The 18,965-nt window shown below is 44.8% G+C and carries 20 protein-coding genes and 1 riboswitch; of the genes, 19 read left to right on the forward strand and 1 reads right to left on the reverse strand.

All coding sequences use genetic code 11. The annotated features are described in order from the left end of the window. Positions 1-119 precede the first annotated feature (119 nt). Positions 120-297: riboswitch (cobalamin riboswitch) on the forward strand. Positions 298-528: 231 nt separating this feature from the next. The 19 genes from cobJ to MKY20_RS15555 all read left to right on the forward strand — a co-directional run bounded on the left by cobJ (position 529) and on the right by MKY20_RS15555 (position 18,116). Next, positions 529-2,151 carry a precorrin-3B C(17)-methyltransferase gene (gene cobJ / locus MKY20_RS15465; RefSeq protein ID WP_251157058.1) on the forward strand — a complete coding sequence of 541 codons (1,623 nt, stop codon included), beginning with the start codon at positions 529-531 and terminating at the stop codon, positions 2,149-2,151. 9 nt (positions 2,152-2,160) lie between these two features. Beyond that, the gene (gene cobK / locus MKY20_RS15470; RefSeq protein WP_019383378.1) at positions 2,161-2,931 is read left to right on the forward strand and encodes a precorrin-6A reductase; all 771 of its coding nucleotides are present in this window, start codon (positions 2,161-2,163) and stop codon (positions 2,929-2,931) included. Next, a complete protein-coding gene (locus tag MKY20_RS15475; RefSeq protein ID WP_251157059.1) occupies positions 2,919-3,593 on the forward strand; it encodes a precorrin-8X methylmutase in 675 nt (224 codons plus the stop codon). Before cobK ends, MKY20_RS15475 begins: the two co-directional genes overlap by 13 nt. After that, complete coding sequence (locus tag MKY20_RS15480) at positions 3,568-4,704, forward strand: cobalt-precorrin-5B (C(1))-methyltransferase (RefSeq protein WP_019383379.1); 1,137 nt, start codon at positions 3,568-3,570, stop codon at positions 4,702-4,704. The genes MKY20_RS15475 and MKY20_RS15480 overlap by 26 nt, the downstream gene beginning before the upstream one ends. Further along, on the forward strand, positions 4,679-5,872 hold the full coding sequence (gene cbiE, locus MKY20_RS15485; protein ID WP_251157085.1) for a precorrin-6y C5,15-methyltransferase (decarboxylating) subunit CbiE: 1,194 nt from the start codon (positions 4,679-4,681) through the stop codon (positions 5,870-5,872). The genes MKY20_RS15480 and cbiE overlap by 26 nt, the downstream gene beginning before the upstream one ends. Continuing rightward, positions 5,873-6,577 (forward strand): precorrin-2 C(20)-methyltransferase, encoded by a 705-nt coding sequence (cobI, locus tag MKY20_RS15490; RefSeq protein ID WP_009334115.1) that lies wholly within the window; start codon positions 5,873-5,875, stop codon positions 6,575-6,577. Next, entirely contained in the window at positions 6,574-7,356 is a 783-nt protein-coding gene (gene cobM / locus MKY20_RS15495; protein WP_251157060.1) for a precorrin-4 C(11)-methyltransferase, read from the forward strand. The genes cobI and cobM overlap by 4 nt, the downstream gene beginning before the upstream one ends. Further along, a complete protein-coding gene (locus tag MKY20_RS15500; RefSeq protein WP_251157061.1) occupies positions 7,349-8,485 on the forward strand; it encodes a cobalt-precorrin 5A hydrolase in 1,137 nt (378 codons plus the stop codon). The genes cobM and MKY20_RS15500 overlap by 8 nt, the downstream gene beginning before the upstream one ends. After that, the gene (locus tag MKY20_RS15505; protein WP_009334118.1) at positions 8,482-9,867 is read left to right on the forward strand and encodes a cobyrinate a,c-diamide synthase; all 1,386 of its coding nucleotides are present in this window, start codon (positions 8,482-8,484) and stop codon (positions 9,865-9,867) included. The genes MKY20_RS15500 and MKY20_RS15505 overlap by 4 nt, the downstream gene beginning before the upstream one ends. After that, complete coding sequence (locus MKY20_RS15510; protein WP_217026742.1) at positions 9,836-10,465, forward strand: precorrin-2 dehydrogenase/sirohydrochlorin ferrochelatase family protein; 630 nt, start codon at positions 9,836-9,838, stop codon at positions 10,463-10,465. The genes MKY20_RS15505 and MKY20_RS15510 overlap by 32 nt, the downstream gene beginning before the upstream one ends. Continuing rightward, positions 10,462-11,223, forward strand: a complete 762-nt coding sequence (gene cobA, locus MKY20_RS15515) for a uroporphyrinogen-III C-methyltransferase (protein WP_009334120.1) — start codon at positions 10,462-10,464, stop codon at positions 11,221-11,223. The genes MKY20_RS15510 and cobA overlap by 4 nt, the downstream gene beginning before the upstream one ends. Then, positions 11,217-11,771, forward strand: coding sequence for a nitroreductase family protein (locus MKY20_RS15520; RefSeq protein WP_192908717.1), 555 nt, complete (start codon positions 11,217-11,219; stop codon positions 11,769-11,771). Before cobA ends, MKY20_RS15520 begins: the two co-directional genes overlap by 7 nt. A gap of 13 nt (positions 11,772-11,784) precedes the next feature. After that, positions 11,785-12,324 carry a cob(I)yrinic acid a,c-diamide adenosyltransferase gene (locus MKY20_RS15525; RefSeq protein WP_192908716.1) on the forward strand — a complete coding sequence of 180 codons (540 nt, stop codon included), beginning with the start codon at positions 11,785-11,787 and terminating at the stop codon, positions 12,322-12,324. 64 nt (positions 12,325-12,388) lie between these two features. Then, positions 12,389-13,225 (forward strand): class I SAM-dependent methyltransferase, encoded by an 837-nt coding sequence (locus MKY20_RS15530; protein ID WP_009334123.1) that lies wholly within the window; start codon positions 12,389-12,391, stop codon positions 13,223-13,225. Then, positions 13,222-14,262, forward strand: coding sequence for a FecCD family ABC transporter permease (locus MKY20_RS15535; RefSeq protein ID WP_034296895.1), 1,041 nt, complete (start codon positions 13,222-13,224; stop codon positions 14,260-14,262). The genes MKY20_RS15530 and MKY20_RS15535 overlap by 4 nt, the downstream gene beginning before the upstream one ends. A gap of 2 nt (positions 14,263-14,264) precedes the next feature. Further along, complete coding sequence (locus MKY20_RS15540; protein WP_019383386.1) at positions 14,265-15,029, forward strand: ABC transporter ATP-binding protein; 765 nt, start codon at positions 14,265-14,267, stop codon at positions 15,027-15,029. 23 nt (positions 15,030-15,052) lie between these two features. Beyond that, on the forward strand, positions 15,053-16,039 hold the full coding sequence (locus MKY20_RS15545; RefSeq protein WP_251157065.1) for an ABC transporter substrate-binding protein: 987 nt from the start codon (positions 15,053-15,055) through the stop codon (positions 16,037-16,039). Between the two features lie 239 nt (positions 16,040-16,278). Continuing rightward, a complete protein-coding gene (locus MKY20_RS15550) occupies positions 16,279-17,475 on the forward strand; it encodes a CbiX/SirB N-terminal domain-containing protein (protein WP_251267296.1) in 1,197 nt (398 codons plus the stop codon). Between the two features lie 146 nt (positions 17,476-17,621). Beyond that, positions 17,622-18,116: a CBO0543 family protein gene (locus MKY20_RS15555; protein WP_009334136.1), complete on the forward strand. Its 495-nt coding sequence runs from the start codon at positions 17,622-17,624 to the stop codon at positions 18,114-18,116. A 169-nt stretch (positions 18,117-18,285) separates the two neighbouring features. Here MKY20_RS15555 and MKY20_RS15560 read toward each other — a convergent pair whose 3' ends face one another. Beyond that, positions 18,286-18,867: a hypothetical protein gene (locus tag MKY20_RS15560; protein ID WP_251157067.1), complete on the reverse strand. Its 582-nt coding sequence runs from the start codon at positions 18,865-18,867 to the stop codon at positions 18,286-18,288. Positions 18,868-18,965 lie beyond the last annotated feature (98 nt).

Here is an 18,965-nt window from a genome sequence, read left to right on the forward strand (position 1 = left end):
TAAGTTCTTTTTACCAATTCCTATATCTAAAAGTCAAAGGCATTAACATAGCATTTAAAAAATTTAGAAAAAAATAATATGCCAAAATTGGTCATTATATGTTATATTAGTAAAAAATTAATATATCAATTTGAATAAGTGCTCACTTTGGTGAGGTAAAAGGGAAACCAGTGAAAGTCTGGTACAGCCCCCGCTACTGTAAAAGCTGATGAAATTACAATGCCACTGAGAAATCGGGAAGGTGTAAGAGTAAGAAGAAGCTTAAGTCAGGAAACCTGCTTATTTAAACGACACTTGCTTTTCGGAGGGAGAAGTATAGGCGGGACAATTATGATCAATTGTTTTTGAGTTTCAGTATGCTAATTTTTATACTGTCATTTCATATGCCTGTATTCCTTTGAAAAGGAGTGCAGGCATTTTTTATTTGGCAAGAAGCAATGAATTTTGAGAATTGTCCGGCGCAGGGCGCCTGCTAAGCAGCACTGCAGCAGGCAAGGCGCATGTGCTTTTCTTAATTGGAGGTTACCTATGAAGAAGGGAAAAATCTTTGTTGTCGGCTTCGGTCCGGGCGATCGTGAGCATATAACCAAACGGGCTGTGGATGCGCTGCAGCAGAGTGATTGCATTATTGGCTACAAAACTTACGTAGATCTGATCATGCCATTCGTTACAGCAAGTTCCATTGTGAGCACGGGGATGACTGAGGAGGTATCCCGTGCGCAGGATGCAGTGAAAAGAGCGGAAGCCGGCCATATTGTTTCCGTGATATCAAGCGGTGACTCGGGTGTATACGGCATGGCTGGCTTAGTGTATGAAGTGCTGATCGAAATGGGCTGGACGGAAGAAGAAGGAATCGAAGTGGAAATTGTTCCGGGCATCTCTGCGATTAATTCATGTGCGAGTTTACTGGGGGCACCTGTCATGCATGACTCCTGCACCATCAGTCTGAGTGATCATTTAACACCCTGGACTGTGATCGAAAAGCGCATTGAAGCAGCCGGGATGGCGGATTTTGTCATCGCATTATATAACCCGAAAAGCGGCAGAAGGACACGGCAGATTGTCGAGGCACAAAGGATCCTATTAAAATATCGTTCTCCTGATACACCAGTGGGTCTTGTGAAAAGTGCTTACCGCGAGAATCAGAATGTCATTCTGACTACACTGGCGGAAATGCTTGATCACGATATAGGCATGCTGACAACGGTTGTGATCGGGAATTCCTCCACTTTCTTTTATGACAATAAAATCATTACGCCTCGCGGATATCAGAGAAAGTATACGCTCGGTGAAGAGAAGCAAAGCTTAAAGCCGCATCAGCGTTTAAAAAAGGAAGCGGAGCCATGGGCATTAAATCAGGAAACCGGGGAAGCACAGGCCGGCTACGAGCAGATCCAGAGAAGAAAACAAGAAGCCAGCTCAATGGATATGGCTTTAAAGGCTTTATCGATGGCAACGAAATCGGGGATTGACCAAACACATTTGGTGAAGCAGCCAATCGAAGATATTTTTGAATTTGCAGTAACGCCTGGGGTTGCCAATAAATTTATTACACCAGACCAAATGCGCGTATTGGCAGAAGCTGTTGGCGAGAAAGGCACCATGGAATATACACCGGATCACCGATTTTTAATCAAGATTCCAACTGGACGGCCTCAGTCGATTGTGGAAAAACTCGAACAAAATCAACTGACAGTCATGCCAGTGGGCGATGTTCTAAATGTAAAAGCCTGCGATTTTTGCTACGGGGAGAAAGCAGAATCCATTCCATATGCAGAGAAAATTGCAGCTGAACTGGGGGGCTTAAAGCTTCCAAAGGAACTGCATATTGGTTTTAACGGCTGCGGTATGGCCTGTTATCGGGCCGTATTTGATGATATCGGCATAGTTTACCGCAAGAAGAAGTTTGATCTATTTATCGGGGCAAAGCCGGTTGGCCGTACAGCCCATGCTGCCCAGCCGGTGGCAGAGGGAATTGAGCCCGATCAGCTGGTGCCGTTATTAAAGGAGATTATCGAAGAATACAAAGAAAATGCGCATCCAAATGAACGGCTTTTTAAATATTTTAAGCGTGTGAAAAAAATTCAGTATTTTACCTATCAGGATATGAGCTCCAAGATCGAAGTCGAGCCGGCACCATGCGGGGATTAGGGGGATCTTATGATTTTATTTTTAGCAGGCACAAGTGATGCGAGAGCATTAGCTATTCAATTGAAAAATCAAGGTTATCCCTTATTGGCAACCGTTGTCACAGAATCGGCAGCTGACAGTTTGAAGGCTGAAGGCATTGCTTATAAAGTGGGACGGCTGTCAGAAAATGACATGATTGAATTAATTCAGATGCAAGAGATGACCACTGTGATTGACGCAAGTCACCCTTATGCGGACGAAGCGTCAAAAACGGCAATGGCAGCAGCCAAAGCATGCAGCATTCCTTACATACGTTACGAAAGGCCAAATGAACAGTTCACCTCACCGCTCATAACTGAAGCCGAAAGTTATGAGGAAGCAGCAAAATTGGCTCAATCGCATAAAGGAACGATTATGCTGACAACCGGCAGCAAAACGCTGGAAATCTTCACAAAATATTTAATGCGTGATGATATCCGGCTTGTATGCAGGATGCTTCCAAACATGGGAAATATGGAAAAATGCCAAAAGCTTGGGGTTAAACAAAAGGATATTATTGCGATTCAGGGGCCATTTTCTGAGTCATTAAACAAAGCTCTTTGTGAGCAATATGAAGTGACCCTGATGATTACAAAAGAAAGCGGCAAAGTGGGATCGGTGGATGAAAAAATGACCGCTGCTCTGGAATTGGGGATTCCTGTTATTTTGATTAAGCGGCCGCCGCTCGTATATGAAAACTTCTGCACTTCTTTCGAAGAAGTGATTCAAAGATTGGGAGGGCTTTACACATGGCAAACATGAACTTTAATACAACATTTGTACCGGTAACGGTAGATCCGGATAAAATTTATGATCACAGCTTCGCAATTATTAAAGAGGAGATGGGCGAGCATCCATTTACAGACGAGCAGTGGCTGGTGGTTCGGCGTGTCATCCATGCCTCAGCAGATTTCGAGCTGGGCAGAAGCATGATTTTTACACGGGATGCTATTGAAGCAGGTGTTCAATCCATTTTAGCGGGCCGTCATGTCGTGGCAGATGTACAAATGATTGAAAGCGGGTCAGGACGCAAGCGATTCCAAAAGCATGGCGGGGACCTGCATTGCTATATTGCGGATGAAGATGTTGCAAAGGAAGCGAAGGCCCAGGGAACAACACGTGCGATCATTTCCATGCAAAAAGCTGTGAGTCTGCATGAAGGAGGAATCTATGCCATCGGCAATGCGCCAACAGCGCTCCTGGAATTGATTCGTCTAGTGAAAGAAGGGCTCGCGAAACCAGACTTGATTATTGGCATGCCAGTCGGCTTTGTATCAGCGGCAGAGTCCAAAGCCGAGCTGGCCGTGCTTGAAGGGATCCCATTTATTACGAATGCAGGGAGAAAGGGTGGCAGTACAGTGACGGTCGCTGCGCTGAATGCCATTTCGATAATGGCGGATGAACGGGCAAAAGCAGCGAAATAAAAAAGATCCATCCCAAATGCGGCACGGCTACACGACAGGTGCCTGTGCCGCAGCCATGACAAAGGCAGCACTGCAGGCACTAGTGACCGGAGAGGTGCCAAATGAAGTTACGATTTATCTGCCAGTTGGCCAGTATGCCACTTTTAAAGTGACGGCATTTGATCGGTCAGATGGCCGGGTCATGTGCGAAACGATCAAAGACGCAGGGGACGACCCGGACGCCACACATCAGGCACGAATTCAAAGTACAGTGACTTATGCCAAGGAAGAAGGCATCCATTTAGATGGCGGGATCGGTGTAGGACGAGTCACGAAAGCAGGGTTGCCAGTAGCGGTCGGGCAGGCAGCGATTAACCCTGTGCCGCGAAAAATGATCCATGGTGTCGTCCAGGAAGCAATGGATAAATATAAAGTAAATCGGGGCATTGAAGTAGTCATTTCGGTTCCGGACGGTGTAGAAATTGCAGAAAAAACATTGAATGGCCGATTAGGCATTATTGGAGGAATCTCGATTTTAGGTACACGGGGAACGGTGGTGCCATTTTCCAGTTCCGCCTATATGGCAAGTATCGCTCAGGCGATCAATGTCGCAAAAGAAGCAGGATGTGAGCATTTAGTCATTACAACAGGCGGACGCAGTGAAAAATTTGCCATGAAGCAATATCCGCATTTGCCGGAAGAAGCCTTTATCGAGATGGGCGATTTTGTCGGTTTTACTTTAAAGAATATAGCAAGGAAGAAGTTTCCCAAAGTCTCTCTTGTAGGGATGATGGGGAAATTTTCAAAAGTTGCACAGGGAGTTATGATGGTCCACTCGAAAAGTGCACCAGTCAGTTTCGAATTTTTAGCAGGTATGGCCAATAAAGTGGGTGTCAGTGAGGAAATTCAGCAGGACATTTTACAGGCAAATACGGCATCACAGGTTGGTGAAATCCTTCAGGGAAACGAAGCATTCTTTGAATCCCTTTGCCGAAACTGCTGCTATTATGCACTGAATCATATGAACGCAAGCATCAAAGTATCGACAACTCTGTATGCCATGAATGGAAGCTGTCTAGGAAAGGCTGAGAATATTGACAAATTGGATGAAGATGATTGGTATCGGGGATAATGGCGCAGAAGGATTGCTCCCCCCATACATAGACTGGATTCATGAATGTGATGTCCTGGTCGGCGGGGAACGTCATTTGCAATTCTTCCCGGAATTTACTGGAGAGAAAAAAGTAATCAAAGGCGGCTTGTCGGCATTAACGGCTGACCTGCAGCAAGAAAAACGCAATACAGTTATTTTGGTATCAGGTGATCCGCTGTTTTACGGGCTTGGCGGTGTATTGGCGAAAAAGCTTCCATTGGAGATTTATCCTTATACAAGCTCTGTTCAGCTCGCTTTTTCGAAAATGCAGGAAAGCTGGCAGGATGCGTATATTGTCAGCCTGCATGGCCGTTCTATTAAAGGCTTTGCCCAAAGAATCGACGGGCGGAAAAAGATTGCTATTTTAACAGACGAAAAAAATTCTCCGCAGGCCATTTCAACGTATTTAAAGAAGTTCGGCATGACGGAGTATGATGCCTTTGTTGCTGAAAACCTGCAGGGGGAAGATGAGCGCTGCCGCATTTTCACTTTGGATGAAATGGAGCAATCGTCTTTTTATCCATTAAATGTGGTGATTTTAAAGCAGCGTGTGGCAGTAGAGCGTGCCTCACTGGGAATTCCGGATGATAGGTTCGTACAGAGAAAGCCGGATAAAGGCTTGATTACGAAAAAGGAGATCAGGACTCTTTGTATTCAGGAGCTGAAGCTAAAGGAAAACAGCATCGTCTGGGATATTGGAACCTGTACAGGCTCCGTTGCGATTGAGGCAGCGAAAATAGCCCGGGAAGGGGCCGTATATGCGATTGAAAAGAATGAGGGCGACCTGGAGAATTGCCTGGAAAATCAATTAAAACATCGGACAGATTTCACGGCCGTCCTTGGAAAGGCGCCTGAGAGGCTGGATGAATTTCCTGATCCGAATGCGATTTTTATTGGCGGAAATGGCGGGAATATGGAGCTTTTATTGCAATCATGCCTTTCAAGGCTGCAGCCGAATGGCCGGCTCGTGATGAATATTGCCACAATCGAAAATCTCGCAGAAGCGATGAAGCATTTGAAAAATATGGGCTGTGAAGTATCCGTATTGCAGGCGCAGATTTCAAAAAGCAAGCCAATCCTGCATTTAACACGCTTCGAACCGTTAAATCCCATTTTTATTGTGACTGCAAAGAAAGGAAAGAACTAAATGACAATCGGAACTTTATATGGATTAGGAGTCGGGCCGGGAGATCCGGAATTAATCACGGTAAAAGCATTCCGCAAATTGCAGGAAAGCCCGGTCATTGCTTATCCCAAAAAATTAAGAGGCAGTAAATCCTACGCCCATCGCATTGTAGACATGTATATAAATCCCGAAGAAAAAGAAATGCTTGGTTTGGTTTTTCCAATGACAAAAGACGAAGAGACATTAAGGGCTGAGTGGACAAAATCCGCAAAAGCTATTTATGGCTTTCTGTCTCAGGGAAAAGATGTGGCATTCGTGACGGAAGGGGATCCGATGCTGTTCAGCACCTTTATCCATTTAATGAAGCTGATGCAGACAATGCATCCTGAAGTTCCGATTGAAACGGTAGCTGGCATCTCGTCCTTTAATGGTTCTGTTAATCGCTTGGGAATTGCCCTGGCTGATGGTGATGACCATGTCGCGATGATTCCGGCAACCGGGAATATGGAGGAAATGCGGCGGGTGATTGAAACTCATGATGCGATTGTTTTCATTAAAGTAGCGAAAGTATTGGACGATATGCTGAATCTATTGGAAGAAATGGATTTACTGGACAAAACACATGTTGTAACAAAGGTTACATCTGACGAAGAGGTCATATGGAATGTCCATGAGCTCCGGGGAGCTGAGTTAAATTACTTGTCATGTATGGTGGTGCGCAAATGAAGAAAATTTGGATTATCGGAGCGGGACCTGGAGATCCCGATTTAATTACGGTAAAAGGCTTAAAGCTATTAAATAAGGCTGATGTTGTCATGTATACCGACTCTCTTGTCAGCGAGACATTAGTGGCGGAAGCCAAGGAGTCGGCAGAGATTATCCGCACTGCCGGGATGCATCTTGAAGAAATGGTGGATTGCATTGCTGAACGAGTCAATGCTGGTAAAACGGTTGTACGTCTGCATACAGGCGACCCGGCCATGTACGGGGCAACGATGGAGCAAGTGGCTTTATTGAAACAGCACGATATCAGCTGTGAAGTAGTACCAGGCGTCAGTTCTGTTTTTGCCTCCGCAGCGGCAGTAGGGGCAGAGCTGACCATTCCGGATTTAACGCAAACTCTTATATTAACAAGGGCTGAAGGGCGGACACCAGTGCCGGAGCGTGAAAAATTACAGGCATTGGCCAGCCATCACTGTACAATCGCGATGTTTCTAAGTGCGACCTTAACAAAGAAAATCACAAAGGAACTGCAGGCAGCCGGATGGGCAGACAATACACCAGTTGCAGTTGTGCAGCGTGCTTCCTGGCCGGATCAGAAAATTATCCGCACCACACTGTCTGAGCTGGACGAAGCAATGCGTGTCAACGGCATCCGCAAGCATGCGATGATTCTGGCAGGCTGGGCATTGGACCCGCATATCCATGAAAAAGAATACCGCTCGAAGCTATATGACAAAACATTCACACATGGCTTCCGCAAAGGTGTGACGGCGAATGATTAGTTTGCGCGAAGGTGAAATTCCGGTAATTGAAAAGCGCAAACCCTATGCCCTTGTTGCCATTACAAAGCATGGGGTTGCGCATGCAAGAAGCTATACGGAAAAGTTCCCGTATGCAGACCTTTATTATATGAAAAAATTCGAACAGGGCGATGAAGAAGTACGGCAAATTCAGTTATTTGATGGCACGGTCCGCCTATTATTGCCCGCATTATTCCAGCAGTATAAAGGGATTATCTGCATCATTTCCCTTGGTGCTGTCGTCCGCATGATTGCCCCGCTTCTGATCGATAAAAAGAAAGACCCTGCCGTGCTGGTGGTTGATGATAAAGGCCAGTATGTCATCAGCGTTTTATCCGGCCATATTGGCGGTGCCAATGCATTAACACATGAATTTGCCCATGCGATTGGGGCGGCGCCCGTTGTGACCACCGCATCAGATGTTCAAAAAACAATTCCCGTCGATTTATTTGGAGCCCAATTTGGGTGGGTGTGGGATAGCGAAGAAAAATTAACACCTGTCAGTGCATCGGTTGTCAATGAAGAACATGTGGCGATCGTGCAGGAAACCGGGGAGAAGAACTGGTGGACGTATGATCGGGAATTGCCGGAAAATCTAAAGATTTATCCATCAATAGAGGAAGCCATCAAGGCAAAGCCGCAAGCCGCACTGCTTATTACAGATCGCCTTATGGAACCGCATGAAGAGGTGCTGCTTGAAAACGGGGTCCTGTACCGTCCCAAATCAATTGTTCTCGGCATAGGCTGCAATCGCGGAACATCAATGGCTGAGATTGAACAAGTCATTGATGAAACATTGGCAGAAATGAAGTTGAGCAAGAAAAGTGTGAAAGCCGTTGCGTCTATTAATCTAAAGAAAAACGAGGCTGGCCTGCTTGAATTAACATCTAAATATAACTGGCCGTTTGTTACATACACACCTGAAGAGCTGAATGAGACTCCGATGCAGAATCCGTCGGACACCGTCTTCAAATATACAGGCGCGTATGGGGTCAGTGAACCGGCGTCCATGAGGTATGCGAATGCGAAGGAATTGCTGCTGGAGAAAAAGAAAAGCGGCAATGTGACCATCAGCATTGCACGCGTCCACTTTGAGGAGGGAAGAGGATGAATCGATTTGTTCTGGCAGGAACAGGAAGCGGTGTCGGAAAAACAACGTTCACCATCGGTATTATGCGTGCGCTGATGAAGCGCGGGTTAAACGTACAGGGTTTTAAATGCGGTCCTGATTACATTGACCCGACGTATCATTCAGCTGTCACGAAACGCCCTTCCCGGAATATTGATAGTTTCATGATGGACCATGATACCGTCCGCGCCATTGTCTCAAGAGCGAGCAATGATGCAGATGCAGCGATTATAGAAGGGGTGATGGGATTCTATGATGGCAAATCCCCATTATCAAATGAAGGGTCTGCAGCTCATATTAGCGAGATTACAAGCAGCCCCGTCATTTTAATTGTCAATGCCGCAAGTATGGCAAGAAGTGCGGCGGCGATTGTAAAAGGTTTTCAAATGCTTGATGAAAACTCCCATATCGTCGGTGTCATTGCCAATCAATTAGGAAGCAGAAGCCATTTTGACATTGTCAAAACAGCGATTGAACAAGAATGCGGAATTCCTGTCATTGGCTATCTCCCGAAAGGAGCTGTAGCCAAGATGCCAAGCCGTCATTTGGGGCTGGTGCCGGCCATAGAACGCGGTGATTTAGATTCCTATTTTGACAGTCTGGCAGAAGCGATTGAAGAAACAGTCGATATTGATCAGCTTCTGGAACTAACGAAAGCCCAAGTCCTGGCGGTTTCCTCTTCGATTTTTGATGCACAGCCGGAAAGACAGGAAGTACATATTGCGGTTGCCAGAGATGCGGCCTTTAATTTTTACTATGAAGAAAACTTAGAATTGCTGCGTGCCCATGGTGCCACATTGGATTTCTTCTCTCCATTGCAAAATGAAGAGGTTCCCGAAAAAGCGCAAGGGCTCTATATAGGCGGCGGTTTTCCTGAAGAGTTTGCTGAAACTTTGGCAAAAAATGAAGCAGCGAAGCTTTCCATCAAGGCCGCGCTGGAGCGGGGACTTCCAACATTGGCAGAATGCGGCGGTTTTATGTATTTAACTGAAGAAATTGCGGATCGAAAAGGACAGGCATTCCCGATGATCGGTGTGATTCCGGGCCGGGTGAGGATGCAGGATAAATTGGCTGCACTCGGATATCGGGAAATTACAGGTGTTCCGGGCAACTTCCTGATGAATGAAGGAGAGCAGGCAAAAGGGCATGAATTCCATTACTCATCATATGAAGGAGAGCTTTCATCACCGGCTTACTTTAGCAAAGGCCGCTTCCGCTCTCAGCGGGAAGGCTATTTAACTGATAATCTTGTAGCCGGCTATACACACTTTCATTTTGCATCGAATCCCCAGCTTGTGAAAAATTGGCTGGCAGCTTGTTTGGAGGCAGAACATGAATTATTTCCCGTTATTAATGAATCTTGACTATAAAAAGGTGGTCATTGTCGGTGGTGGACATGTGGCACGCCAGAAGGCAGAAGCACTCCTTCCAACGAAAGCGCAAGTTACTGTGATCAGCCCGGTGGTTACTGAAAAATTAGAGCAGTATATCCATGAAGGACTTGTGACATGGAAAGAAAAATCGTTCGAACCGGCTGATTTAGATGACGCGGCCCTGATCTTTGCCGTAACAAACGACGAAGAAGTAAACAATGCAGTGGAAGAAGCAGCACAGCATTGGCAGCTGCTCAGCCGTGCAGATGCAAAGGGCCGTATTGATTTCATTAATCCCGCAGTTGTCCGACGCGGTGAATTCGTTTTGACCGTATCAACATCTGGCGCAAGCCCCGGTCTGACCCGCAAAGTGAAGTCAGAATTAGCAGAGGAATATGGAGAGCATTATGCGCAGTATGTATCTTTTTTAAAGGAAGCCCGTCAGCGAATCTTAGTGAAGTTTACGGGGGATGAAAAAAAGCAGCTTTTGGCAGAGCTTTTGGATCCTCAAGTTTTGGAGTGGGTGGAGCAAGGCGATATGCAAAAATGTGAAGCCTGGCTGCTTAAGCGTTTAGGAGAAGAGCAATGAGCGGATTTGTCTATATTGTTGGAGCTGGACCAGGTGACCCTAAACTGCTGACGATTCGCGGATTGGAGTGCATTCAGGAGGCTGATGTGATTTTATATGACCGTCTGGTGAATGCGGAAATTTTAACACATGCAAAAGAAGATGCAGAGCTGATTTACTGCGGGAAAGAGCCGGGAAGGCATGGATTGATTCAGGAAGAAATTCATCGGGTGCTGGTGGATCAGGCAAACCTGGGGAGGCAGGTGCTGCGCTTAAAGGGCGGTGACCCTTTTGTATTTGGACGCGGTGCTGAAGAAGCGGCCATTTTGCGGGAAGCGGGTATTCCCTTTGAAATTGTTCCTGGTATAACCGCCGGGATTGCTGCGCCTGCATATGCAGGGATTCCTGTGACACACCGTGATCATGCGGCAAGTTTTGCCATTGTGACAGGCCATGGCCGCGCTGAAAAGGAGCAGGACTTTTTAAAATGGTCTGCGCTTGCTCAAATTGATACGGTCGCCTTTTATATGAGCATTGGCAATATTGCTCACATTACGAAAAGCTTAATTGCCAATGGCAAAAGCCGAACAACCCCTGCCGCTGTGATTGAATGGGGCACAACTGCCAATCAGCGGACGATTACAGGGACACTTGAAACGATTGCAGAGGATATCCAGATTCATGGCATCTCGAATCCATCGATGATATTGGTTGGAGATGTGGTTGGAGTACGGAATCAAATTGCCTGGTTTAGAGAAAAGGAGCATGAATTATGTTAGAAGCCTTGAAAAAACGCCGTGCGATTCGAAACTTTGAATCGCGCGAAGTAGAACGAGACAAAATCGAGACATTATTAGCAGCAGCCACATATGCACCAAATGACCGTATGCGTGAACCATGGCATTTCTATGTATTACAGGGAGAAAGCTTAAAACGCTACGAGCAGGTGGCACTTGATTACTTGCAAAAGCGCTTTCCCGCGAAGCCGAATTTAGTGGAGAGTTCCATGAAAGCCATCACGAACACGCCCTTGATCATAGTCGTGACATCCGCCATTGTTGAAGGAGATGAAGGAGCGACAAAAGATAATGTCTTTGCTGTAAGCAGTGCCATCATGTCGATGTGGCTGATGGCCGAACAGCTGGGGTTAGGCATGGTATGGCGTACAAGAGGCGTTGGTTTGGTGCATGATACCGCACTGCATGATTTAATCGGTGCATCTGACGAGGAGCAATTAGTGGGGACGCTATGCATCGGCTATCCGGCAGAAGAAATTGCCTCCGAGAAAAAGCGTACACCATTTGCTGAAAAGACAACCTGGCTTTAAGGAGGAATGTTGTATGGCACAAAAAGGGATGCTGTTAGTTTATACAGGCGATGGCAAAGGAAAAACAACCGCCTCGCTTGGTGTCGCATTAAGGGCCATTGGCCGCGGCATGAAGGTTAAATACTATCAATTTATTAAATCACCGGAACGTACATATGGTGAACAGCTGGCACTAAGAAAACTTGGTGTTGAAACTGTTCAATTAGGAATCGGGTTTACATGGACAAAAACTCCGGAGGAGCATCGACAAGCACTTGCGATCGCATGGCAGACGGTAAAACATGAACTAAAAGATGAAACAACAGATGTATTAGTGCTCGACGAACTGAATAATGCCTTGGCCATCACACGGTTTCCAATTGACGATGTGCTGCCGTTATCCGAGGTGGTAGACGCCATTCAAAACCGTCCAAAAAAGATGCATCTGGTTATCACAGGGCGTTCTGCACATCCTGCCATTCTCGAATTAGCCGATTTAGTGTCAACCATCGATGCCACCAAGCATTATTATGCCGAACAGGATGTTAAAGCCATGAAGGGGCTGGAGTTTTAAGCAGCCAGCCCGAGAATTTAGGACGCTGTATCTATTTAGGTATTAGAAATTGAGGAGAATTTCAATGATTAAAGAATCCCCTTTGCAATACGATTTTGATAAGCTCTGGAAGGAAGGCATGCTGGACTGGCATGGCAGGATGCCGGAGCGAATGGTTGATGATGAGCTGGAAGAAGCCTTTTGGATGCAGTCCATGAAGAAAAAAAGATACAAGCAGACAGATGAGTATGCCAAAAAGATTTACGAAAAAATGAGGCCGCACATCCCGAAAGACTCTACCTGTATTGAATTAGGTCCGGGATGGGGCAACTATACATTTCCGCTCAGCCAGGATGTCAGAAGCTTAACGCTGGTCGATGGTTCAAAGAGTGTGCTCGCATACTTAAAGCAGTACTTTGAAGAGGATGGGCCTATCCAGTTTGTCCACAGCAAATGGGAAGAAGCACAATTGGAGCCGCACGATGTCGTGGTGGGGGTGAACTGCTTTTATCGGATGTATGAAATGAATGAAGCGCTGAAGAAAATGAACATGCTGGCAAAAAAGCGTGCCATTATCGGCTTAACAACAGGGCCTATTCAGCCTCATTACGTCCTATTGGATGAGCAGTTTGGCTATGACATTAAATACCCGCGCCGGGATTATATCATGATCGTCAACATGCTGTACCAGCTAGACATTTATGCAGATTGTGAAATGATAAAGCTTGAGCGGGAGCATCGTTATGATACATGGCAGCAATTAATTAATGCCCAGAGCAAGAAAATCTTATCTCCCCGGTTTGAGCAAGCACATGTGGAAGCATCCTTGGAACGATTTATTTCCAAAGAGGATGGCCAGTATGTGTACCGTTACCCTTTCCATGCAGCAATCATCAGCTGGGAGCCTGTAAAGCATATATGACTAGTGCACGATTTACATTACTGATGGCTGCACTGGCCGCGGGGCTGCTTGCTTCCATGACTTTTGCCGTGATGGTAGGATCTGTGGATATTACCCCGCGCCTTATTGGGGAAGTGCTATTCTCCAAGCTGGGTGTATTCACAGAAACAGATGCTTCCAAGGCACAAACGGTTATTATTTGGGATATACGATTCCCTCGTATTGTACTTGCGGCCATAGTAGGTGCTTCCCTGGCCATTTGCGGCGCAGCCATTCAAGCATTAGTGAAAAACTCGATAGCAGATCCTTATATTCTCGGAGTATCTTCCGGAGCATCCGTTGGAGCTGCATCTGTCATTTTACTTGGTGCATTCAGCATTTTGGGGGAGTATGCCATATCCTTGGCCGCATTCTTAGGGGCTATCCTTGCGGTCATGATTGTGTTTTTCCTAGCACGTGTCAATGGACGCCTATCGGTCATTCGTCTGCTTTTGGCAGGGATTGCGGTTTCGATGGTGTTATCCGCCATTACCAATTTTATGCTGATGATGTCCAAGCAGCAGGGCGGCATTCAAGCGGTCATGCATTGGATGCTCGGCAGTCTGGCTGGCGCGAAATGGTCCAATCTTGGCATCCCATTTTTTTCAATGCTGCTTGTTTTTATTCTGCTGCTTATGAATTATCGGCAGCTTAATGCTTTATTGCTTGGAGAGGAAACGGCCGCGACACTTGGTGTTAATCTGGACCGGTTTCGTATATTTATCATTCTCTTTGTATCCCTTCTGACCGGTGTGGTCGTCGCGGTCAGCGGAAGCATTGGCTTTGTCGGGCTGATTATCCCTCACATCGTACGGATGATGGCAGGGTCTAATTACAAAATGGTTCTCCCGATAAGCGCCCTAATGGGTGCCATTTTCTTAGTTTGGGCCGATATGGGTGCACGTATAGTGCTGGCGCCTGAAGAAATGCCAATCGGGATTATAACCGCTATTTGCGGAAGCCCATTCTTTATCTGGATGCTTAGGCGAAAGCAATATTCTTTTGGGGACGGTGAATAAGGATGATCCAGGTCAAAAATATGTCCTTTTCAGTGCCGGACAAGCAAATTTTAAATAATATCTCTTTTTCTGTGGAACTGGGGAAATTCGTTGGCATCATTGGGCCGAATGGCAGCGGAAAATCTACGATGCTAAAAATCATTTATCGTCATTTAAAACAAACGAGCGGTTTCGTGACGTTATATGAAAAAGATATTCTCGATATCTCTCAGAAAAAGCTTGCTCAGGAGTTAGCTGTTGTCAGTCAGGAAACACCGGTGCTCTTTGATTTTACGGTAAAAGATTTAGTCATGATGGGACGGACGCCGTACAAAAAATGGCTTGCCGCTGATAACCGGGACGACTTTGCCATTGTGGAAGAAAGCATGATGCTCGCGAATGTGCTTCACCTGGAAAACCGCACATTCAGCCATTTATCCGGCGGCGAGAAAAAAAGGGTGATGCTCGCTCGCGCCCTGGCACAGCAGGCAAACATATTAATTCTGGATGAACCGACCAATCATCTGGATATTGAACATCAATATCAATTAATGGATTTAGTGAAGGATCTGCCTATCACCATTGTGGCTGCCCTTCATGATTTAAATCTGGCAGCCGGGTATTGCGATGAACTCCTTGTCATGAACGATGGAGCTCTTTATATGTCAGGGACACCTGAGCAAGTCCTTACAGAAGAGACATTAAGAGAAGTCTTCCATATGCAGGCTGGTGTTTCGAAAAACCCATTTACCAAAAAGATTCATTTATTTTTTTACACAAACGATTAAATGGAATCGAGGGACCTATAAACATGAAAATCAGCAGAATTTGGGCTTTTCTGGTCTTAGCGGCCGTATTATTATTGTCCGCATGCTCAAGCGAAAAGGCAAATACAGCAAAGGTGAAAAATGAACAAGCGGAGCAGACGGAGAAAGTGGTTATTGAAAATGAAGGGTTTGTGAATGAATACGAAGAAGCGCCAAAGCGTGCTATATCATTAAATCAGCATGTGACTGAAATCATGCTGGCACTTGGTTTAGAAGATTCAATGGCTGGTACAGCATTTTTAGATAACGAGATTTATGAGCCACTACAGGAGGCATACGACAAAGTTCCAGTATTAGCAGAACAGTATCCATCAAAAGAGCAAGTCATATCAGAAGAAGCAGACTTTCTATATGGCGGCTGGGAAAGTGCCTTCAATGAGAAAAACATTGCAACACGTGAAGAACTAAAGGAACTAGGCATTAATAGCTACTTACAATCTTCATCTGTTAAAGTGGCACCCACCCTGGAAGATATCTATGGTGACATCCGCAATATCGCAAACATTTTCCGGGTAGAAGAACGCGGTGAAAAACTAATTGCCCAAATGAACCAAGAGATTGAAGCCATTACATCACAATTGCCCAAAGTAAAAGAGCCGCTGGATGTCCTGGTTTACGACAGCGGCGAAACAGATGTATTCACCGCCACACAAAACTTCATGAACACACTTGTCACAATGGCAGGCGGCCACAATGTCTTCGGGGATGTAAAAGGAAATTGGGCGACTGTCTCAAAAGAAGATGCAGTTGAACGCCAGCCTGATGTAATAGTAGTGATAGATTATGGATCAACAACTGCAGAACAAAAAATAGAATTCCTAAAAAAAGATCCGGCCTTAAGCCAGACACCTGCCGTCCAAAACGAACGCTTTGTCATCCTGCCTTTATCAGCAGCATCTGAAGGAGTTCGTGTTGGGGAAGCGCTTGAGGTTTTGGCAAAAGGTTTTTATCCGGAAGCTTTCAAAAATTAGGTTGTCAGTGGGGGTTTAGATTTCAAAATAGATTTATTCGCTGAGTTGATTGGAGCGGAGGGCACTTAACTCCTGTGGGAGCAGCGGGACAGGTGAGCCCCCGCAGGCGCATGCGCCGAGGAGACTCACCGCACGCCCCGCGGAAAACAAGTGCCCGCAGCGGAAATCAACGGGCTTAATACTAAGCCTATCCAAACTTACAAGATTGAGAAACAAAATAAATAGAGGGAGGTCACCTAATGACAACCTGGAACCTAACACAAATGCAGCGTCACCTGCTCATCTGCAACGGCGCAACCTGTATGGGAGCAGGCGCAGAAGAAGTCACACAGCAAATACGCGATGAAATCCGAAAAAACCGTTTAGACGAGCATATTCATACATCCCGTACACGCTGCAATGGCCGCTGCAAAGACAAATGCGTCGTCATTGATTACCCAAAAGGAACCTGGTATTCAGTCCAGCAAGAAGAAACAGCCCGCGGCATTGTTCAAGAAGCAGTGAAAGAAGATGCAATCATTTACTCCATGGAACAAGGCGAACGTAAACGCAATGAAAACCGCATAAAAGGAATTGATAAATACAAGAAAGGAAAAGGAACAATGAAAAAAGCTGTCTTATTTGTCGGGCATGGCAGCAGGATGGAGGCAGGGAATAACGAGGTCCGCCAATTCGTCGGGCAAATGAGAGACTGCATTGACCCAGCCCTTCTGGTAGAAACCTGCTTCTTGGAATTTGCATCCCCCAATATTGAAGACGGAATTCAGCTTTGTGTTGAAAAAGGGGCAGATGAAATCCATGTCATTCCCATCATCCTATTGCATGCCGGACACTCCAAACTGCACATTCCGGCAGAAATTGAACATGCCAAAGAGCATTTCCCGGATATTCAGTTCACCTATGGCCAGACGATAGGGGTTCATGAGGAAGTCCTTGAAATATTAAAAACAAGACTTGCCGAAACCGGCTTTGATGTAAATCAAACACATGAAGATACGGCTATTTTATTAATCGGACGGGGCGGCAGCGATCCATATGCCAATGCTGATTTTTATAAGATCAGCAGATTGCTGTGGGAAAAGTTAAATGTATCTGCTGTTGAATGTGCCTTCATGGGGGTTACAACCCCAACCGTCAAGGATGGGATGGAGCGCTGCATTAAACTGGGCGCCAAAAAGATCATCATGCTGCCATATTTCTTATTTACCGGCATTTTAATGGAAAGAATGAACAAAATGGCCGAACAGTTTAAAGCAAGCTATCCTCATATATCCATAGATATTGCTGAATACTTCGGATACCATCCAAAGTTGAGAACAGTGCTGCTAGAGCGTATGAATCAGGCCCTTGACGGCACTTCGACAGGAATGCAGGATCTGGAAAATTTCCGTAAGTATGCAGAAGAAAATGGCTATGAGCATCATCACCATCATTAAAATGAATAATTCCTATAAGATAATTGATCCGGCTGCCAAATGGCAGCTTTATTTTTTATAAAATGCTTAGAATTAACAGGTTCAAGAATAAATAAATTCAAAATGGGTGAATTTAGTACTATCTGTAATAGAAAGGCTGATTCTCAATGGAGAAAAAATTATTGAACCTGCTTCTCGGATTGTGCATTTTTTCAGTTCCATTTTTGTTTAAAGGGAAAAAAATGAGGGAGACTTTAGTTGTCTTTTTCTCGAAAGGCGTTCTTGCCACTCTTGTTGATGCCTATGTTGTTGGAACGAAAAGAGTTGAATATCCGGTCCGCCCTTTTTCAAAAATTTTTAAAACCAACGTAATTTATGATATTTTGTTTTTCCCGCTTTTAAGTGTGATTTGGGTTAAGATTTCTTACAATGACAAATTAAGAAATATCTTTCTCAAAAGTTTGATATTCAGTGTCCCAATGAGCATCGCCCAATGGTATTTTGAGAAAAACACCAGACTATTTAAGTGGAGGAAATGGTCCATTTTCCATACCTTTGGCAGTGTGAATTTTACCTTATTCACTATTAGAGGTTTTGTTGGGTTTATTAAGATATTGGATCGATTAAAGAATAATCGGAACTTAACTAAGTTAGAAGGTTAATGTTTTTTTGCATACTGCCTTACTATATCCCATAATAAAATTCATGCTGCCATTACGGCAGCATTTTTTATGTATATTGCTGATGTAAATCTTACTCCATGCAAAGTCTCAGAAACGCATCTGGTATTAATACACAACCGGAATTAATAAAAGAACACTATGATTTAAATTATCCATGATGATGGTTATTAAATTTGCGCTCTGTCCATAAGAAAACGTCCGTAATCACCTTAGCTAATATAATGACGATTAGGTAACATATAAAAAGAAAAAGATAGTTTGTGCTTCCATATAGCTTGAATAGACCGAGACCTATAAGAAGAGGCTTAAAAACAAAGGCTAAAACGGCAGAAGTCAGCACAGTATAAACATAGTAATTTTTTTTATGATTCAATGTCCATTGATAAACAAGCATAAATGTGACAGGAACGAAACTGGAGTCAAGGGATAAACCTGGAACCATTGGAATCATAGGAAAAGGATAATTCAGCAGCCCGGAGGTTTTATTGTACAAGTCGATATAGCCAAATAGCATATGAATACTATAACCATAAAATCCCATGAAAAATAATTTTCTTTTATCAATTTTGAAAAATAACACTATTAAAGGAACAATAAAAAGCATAACCATAAACCAATATTCAAAGGAAGTGTAAATGCTGTATTCCACCCAGTAATCATTTAAAGCTTTTTGTCCCTCTTTACCCATTTTGACAATCTGATCGAAGTCTTTTATCCGGTTTTCCTCCACGGCGAATTAACCCCTTTTAGATACGTGTTATCTACTTCTATATTTCCTAATTTCTTATTTTAATATGTGTGATTTTATAAGGACATTGAGGAAAGACT

Source organism: Cytobacillus sp. FSL W8-0315 (assembly GCF_038002905.1).
Classification (GTDB): domain Bacteria; phylum Bacillota; class Bacilli; order Bacillales; family Cytobacillaceae; genus Cytobacillus; species Cytobacillus pseudoceanisediminis.

Excerpts from the sequence above, each read along its gene's own strand:
- cobJ (WP_251157058.1), top strand. The coding sequence starts at position 529 with ATGAAGAAGGGAAAAATCTTTGTTGTCGGCTTCGGTCCGGGCGATCGT.
- cobK (WP_019383378.1), top strand. The coding sequence starts at position 2,161 with ATGATTTTATTTTTAGCAGGCACAAGTGATGCGAGAGCATTAGCTATT.
- MKY20_RS15475 (WP_251157059.1), top strand. The coding sequence starts at position 2,919 with ATGGCAAACATGAACTTTAATACAACATTTGTACCGGTAACGGTAGAT.
- MKY20_RS15480 (WP_019383379.1), top strand. The coding sequence starts at position 3,568 with ATGAACGGGCAAAAGCAGCGAAATAAAAAAGATCCATCCCAAATGCGG.
- cbiE (WP_251157085.1), top strand. The coding sequence starts at position 4,679 with ATGAAGATGATTGGTATCGGGGATAATGGCGCAGAAGGATTGCTCCCC.
- cobI (WP_009334115.1), top strand. The coding sequence starts at position 5,873 with ATGACAATCGGAACTTTATATGGATTAGGAGTCGGGCCGGGAGATCCG.
- cobM (WP_251157060.1), top strand. The coding sequence starts at position 6,574 with ATGAAGAAAATTTGGATTATCGGAGCGGGACCTGGAGATCCCGATTTA.
- MKY20_RS15500 (WP_251157061.1), top strand. The coding sequence starts at position 7,349 with ATGATTAGTTTGCGCGAAGGTGAAATTCCGGTAATTGAAAAGCGCAAA.
- MKY20_RS15505 (WP_009334118.1), top strand. The coding sequence starts at position 8,482 with ATGAATCGATTTGTTCTGGCAGGAACAGGAAGCGGTGTCGGAAAAACA.
- MKY20_RS15510 (WP_217026742.1), top strand. The coding sequence starts at position 9,836 with ATGAATTATTTCCCGTTATTAATGAATCTTGACTATAAAAAGGTGGTC.
- cobA (WP_009334120.1), top strand. The coding sequence starts at position 10,462 with ATGAGCGGATTTGTCTATATTGTTGGAGCTGGACCAGGTGACCCTAAA.
- MKY20_RS15520 (WP_192908717.1), top strand. The coding sequence starts at position 11,217 with ATGTTAGAAGCCTTGAAAAAACGCCGTGCGATTCGAAACTTTGAATCG.
- MKY20_RS15525 (WP_192908716.1), top strand. The coding sequence starts at position 11,785 with ATGGCACAAAAAGGGATGCTGTTAGTTTATACAGGCGATGGCAAAGGA.
- MKY20_RS15530 (WP_009334123.1), top strand. The coding sequence starts at position 12,389 with ATGATTAAAGAATCCCCTTTGCAATACGATTTTGATAAGCTCTGGAAG.
- MKY20_RS15535 (WP_034296895.1), top strand. The coding sequence starts at position 13,222 with ATGACTAGTGCACGATTTACATTACTGATGGCTGCACTGGCCGCGGGG.
- MKY20_RS15540 (WP_019383386.1), top strand. The coding sequence starts at position 14,265 with ATGATCCAGGTCAAAAATATGTCCTTTTCAGTGCCGGACAAGCAAATT.
- MKY20_RS15545 (WP_251157065.1), top strand. The coding sequence starts at position 15,053 with ATGAAAATCAGCAGAATTTGGGCTTTTCTGGTCTTAGCGGCCGTATTA.
- MKY20_RS15550 (WP_251267296.1), top strand. The coding sequence starts at position 16,279 with ATGACAACCTGGAACCTAACACAAATGCAGCGTCACCTGCTCATCTGC.
- MKY20_RS15555 (WP_009334136.1), top strand. The coding sequence starts at position 17,622 with ATGGAGAAAAAATTATTGAACCTGCTTCTCGGATTGTGCATTTTTTCA.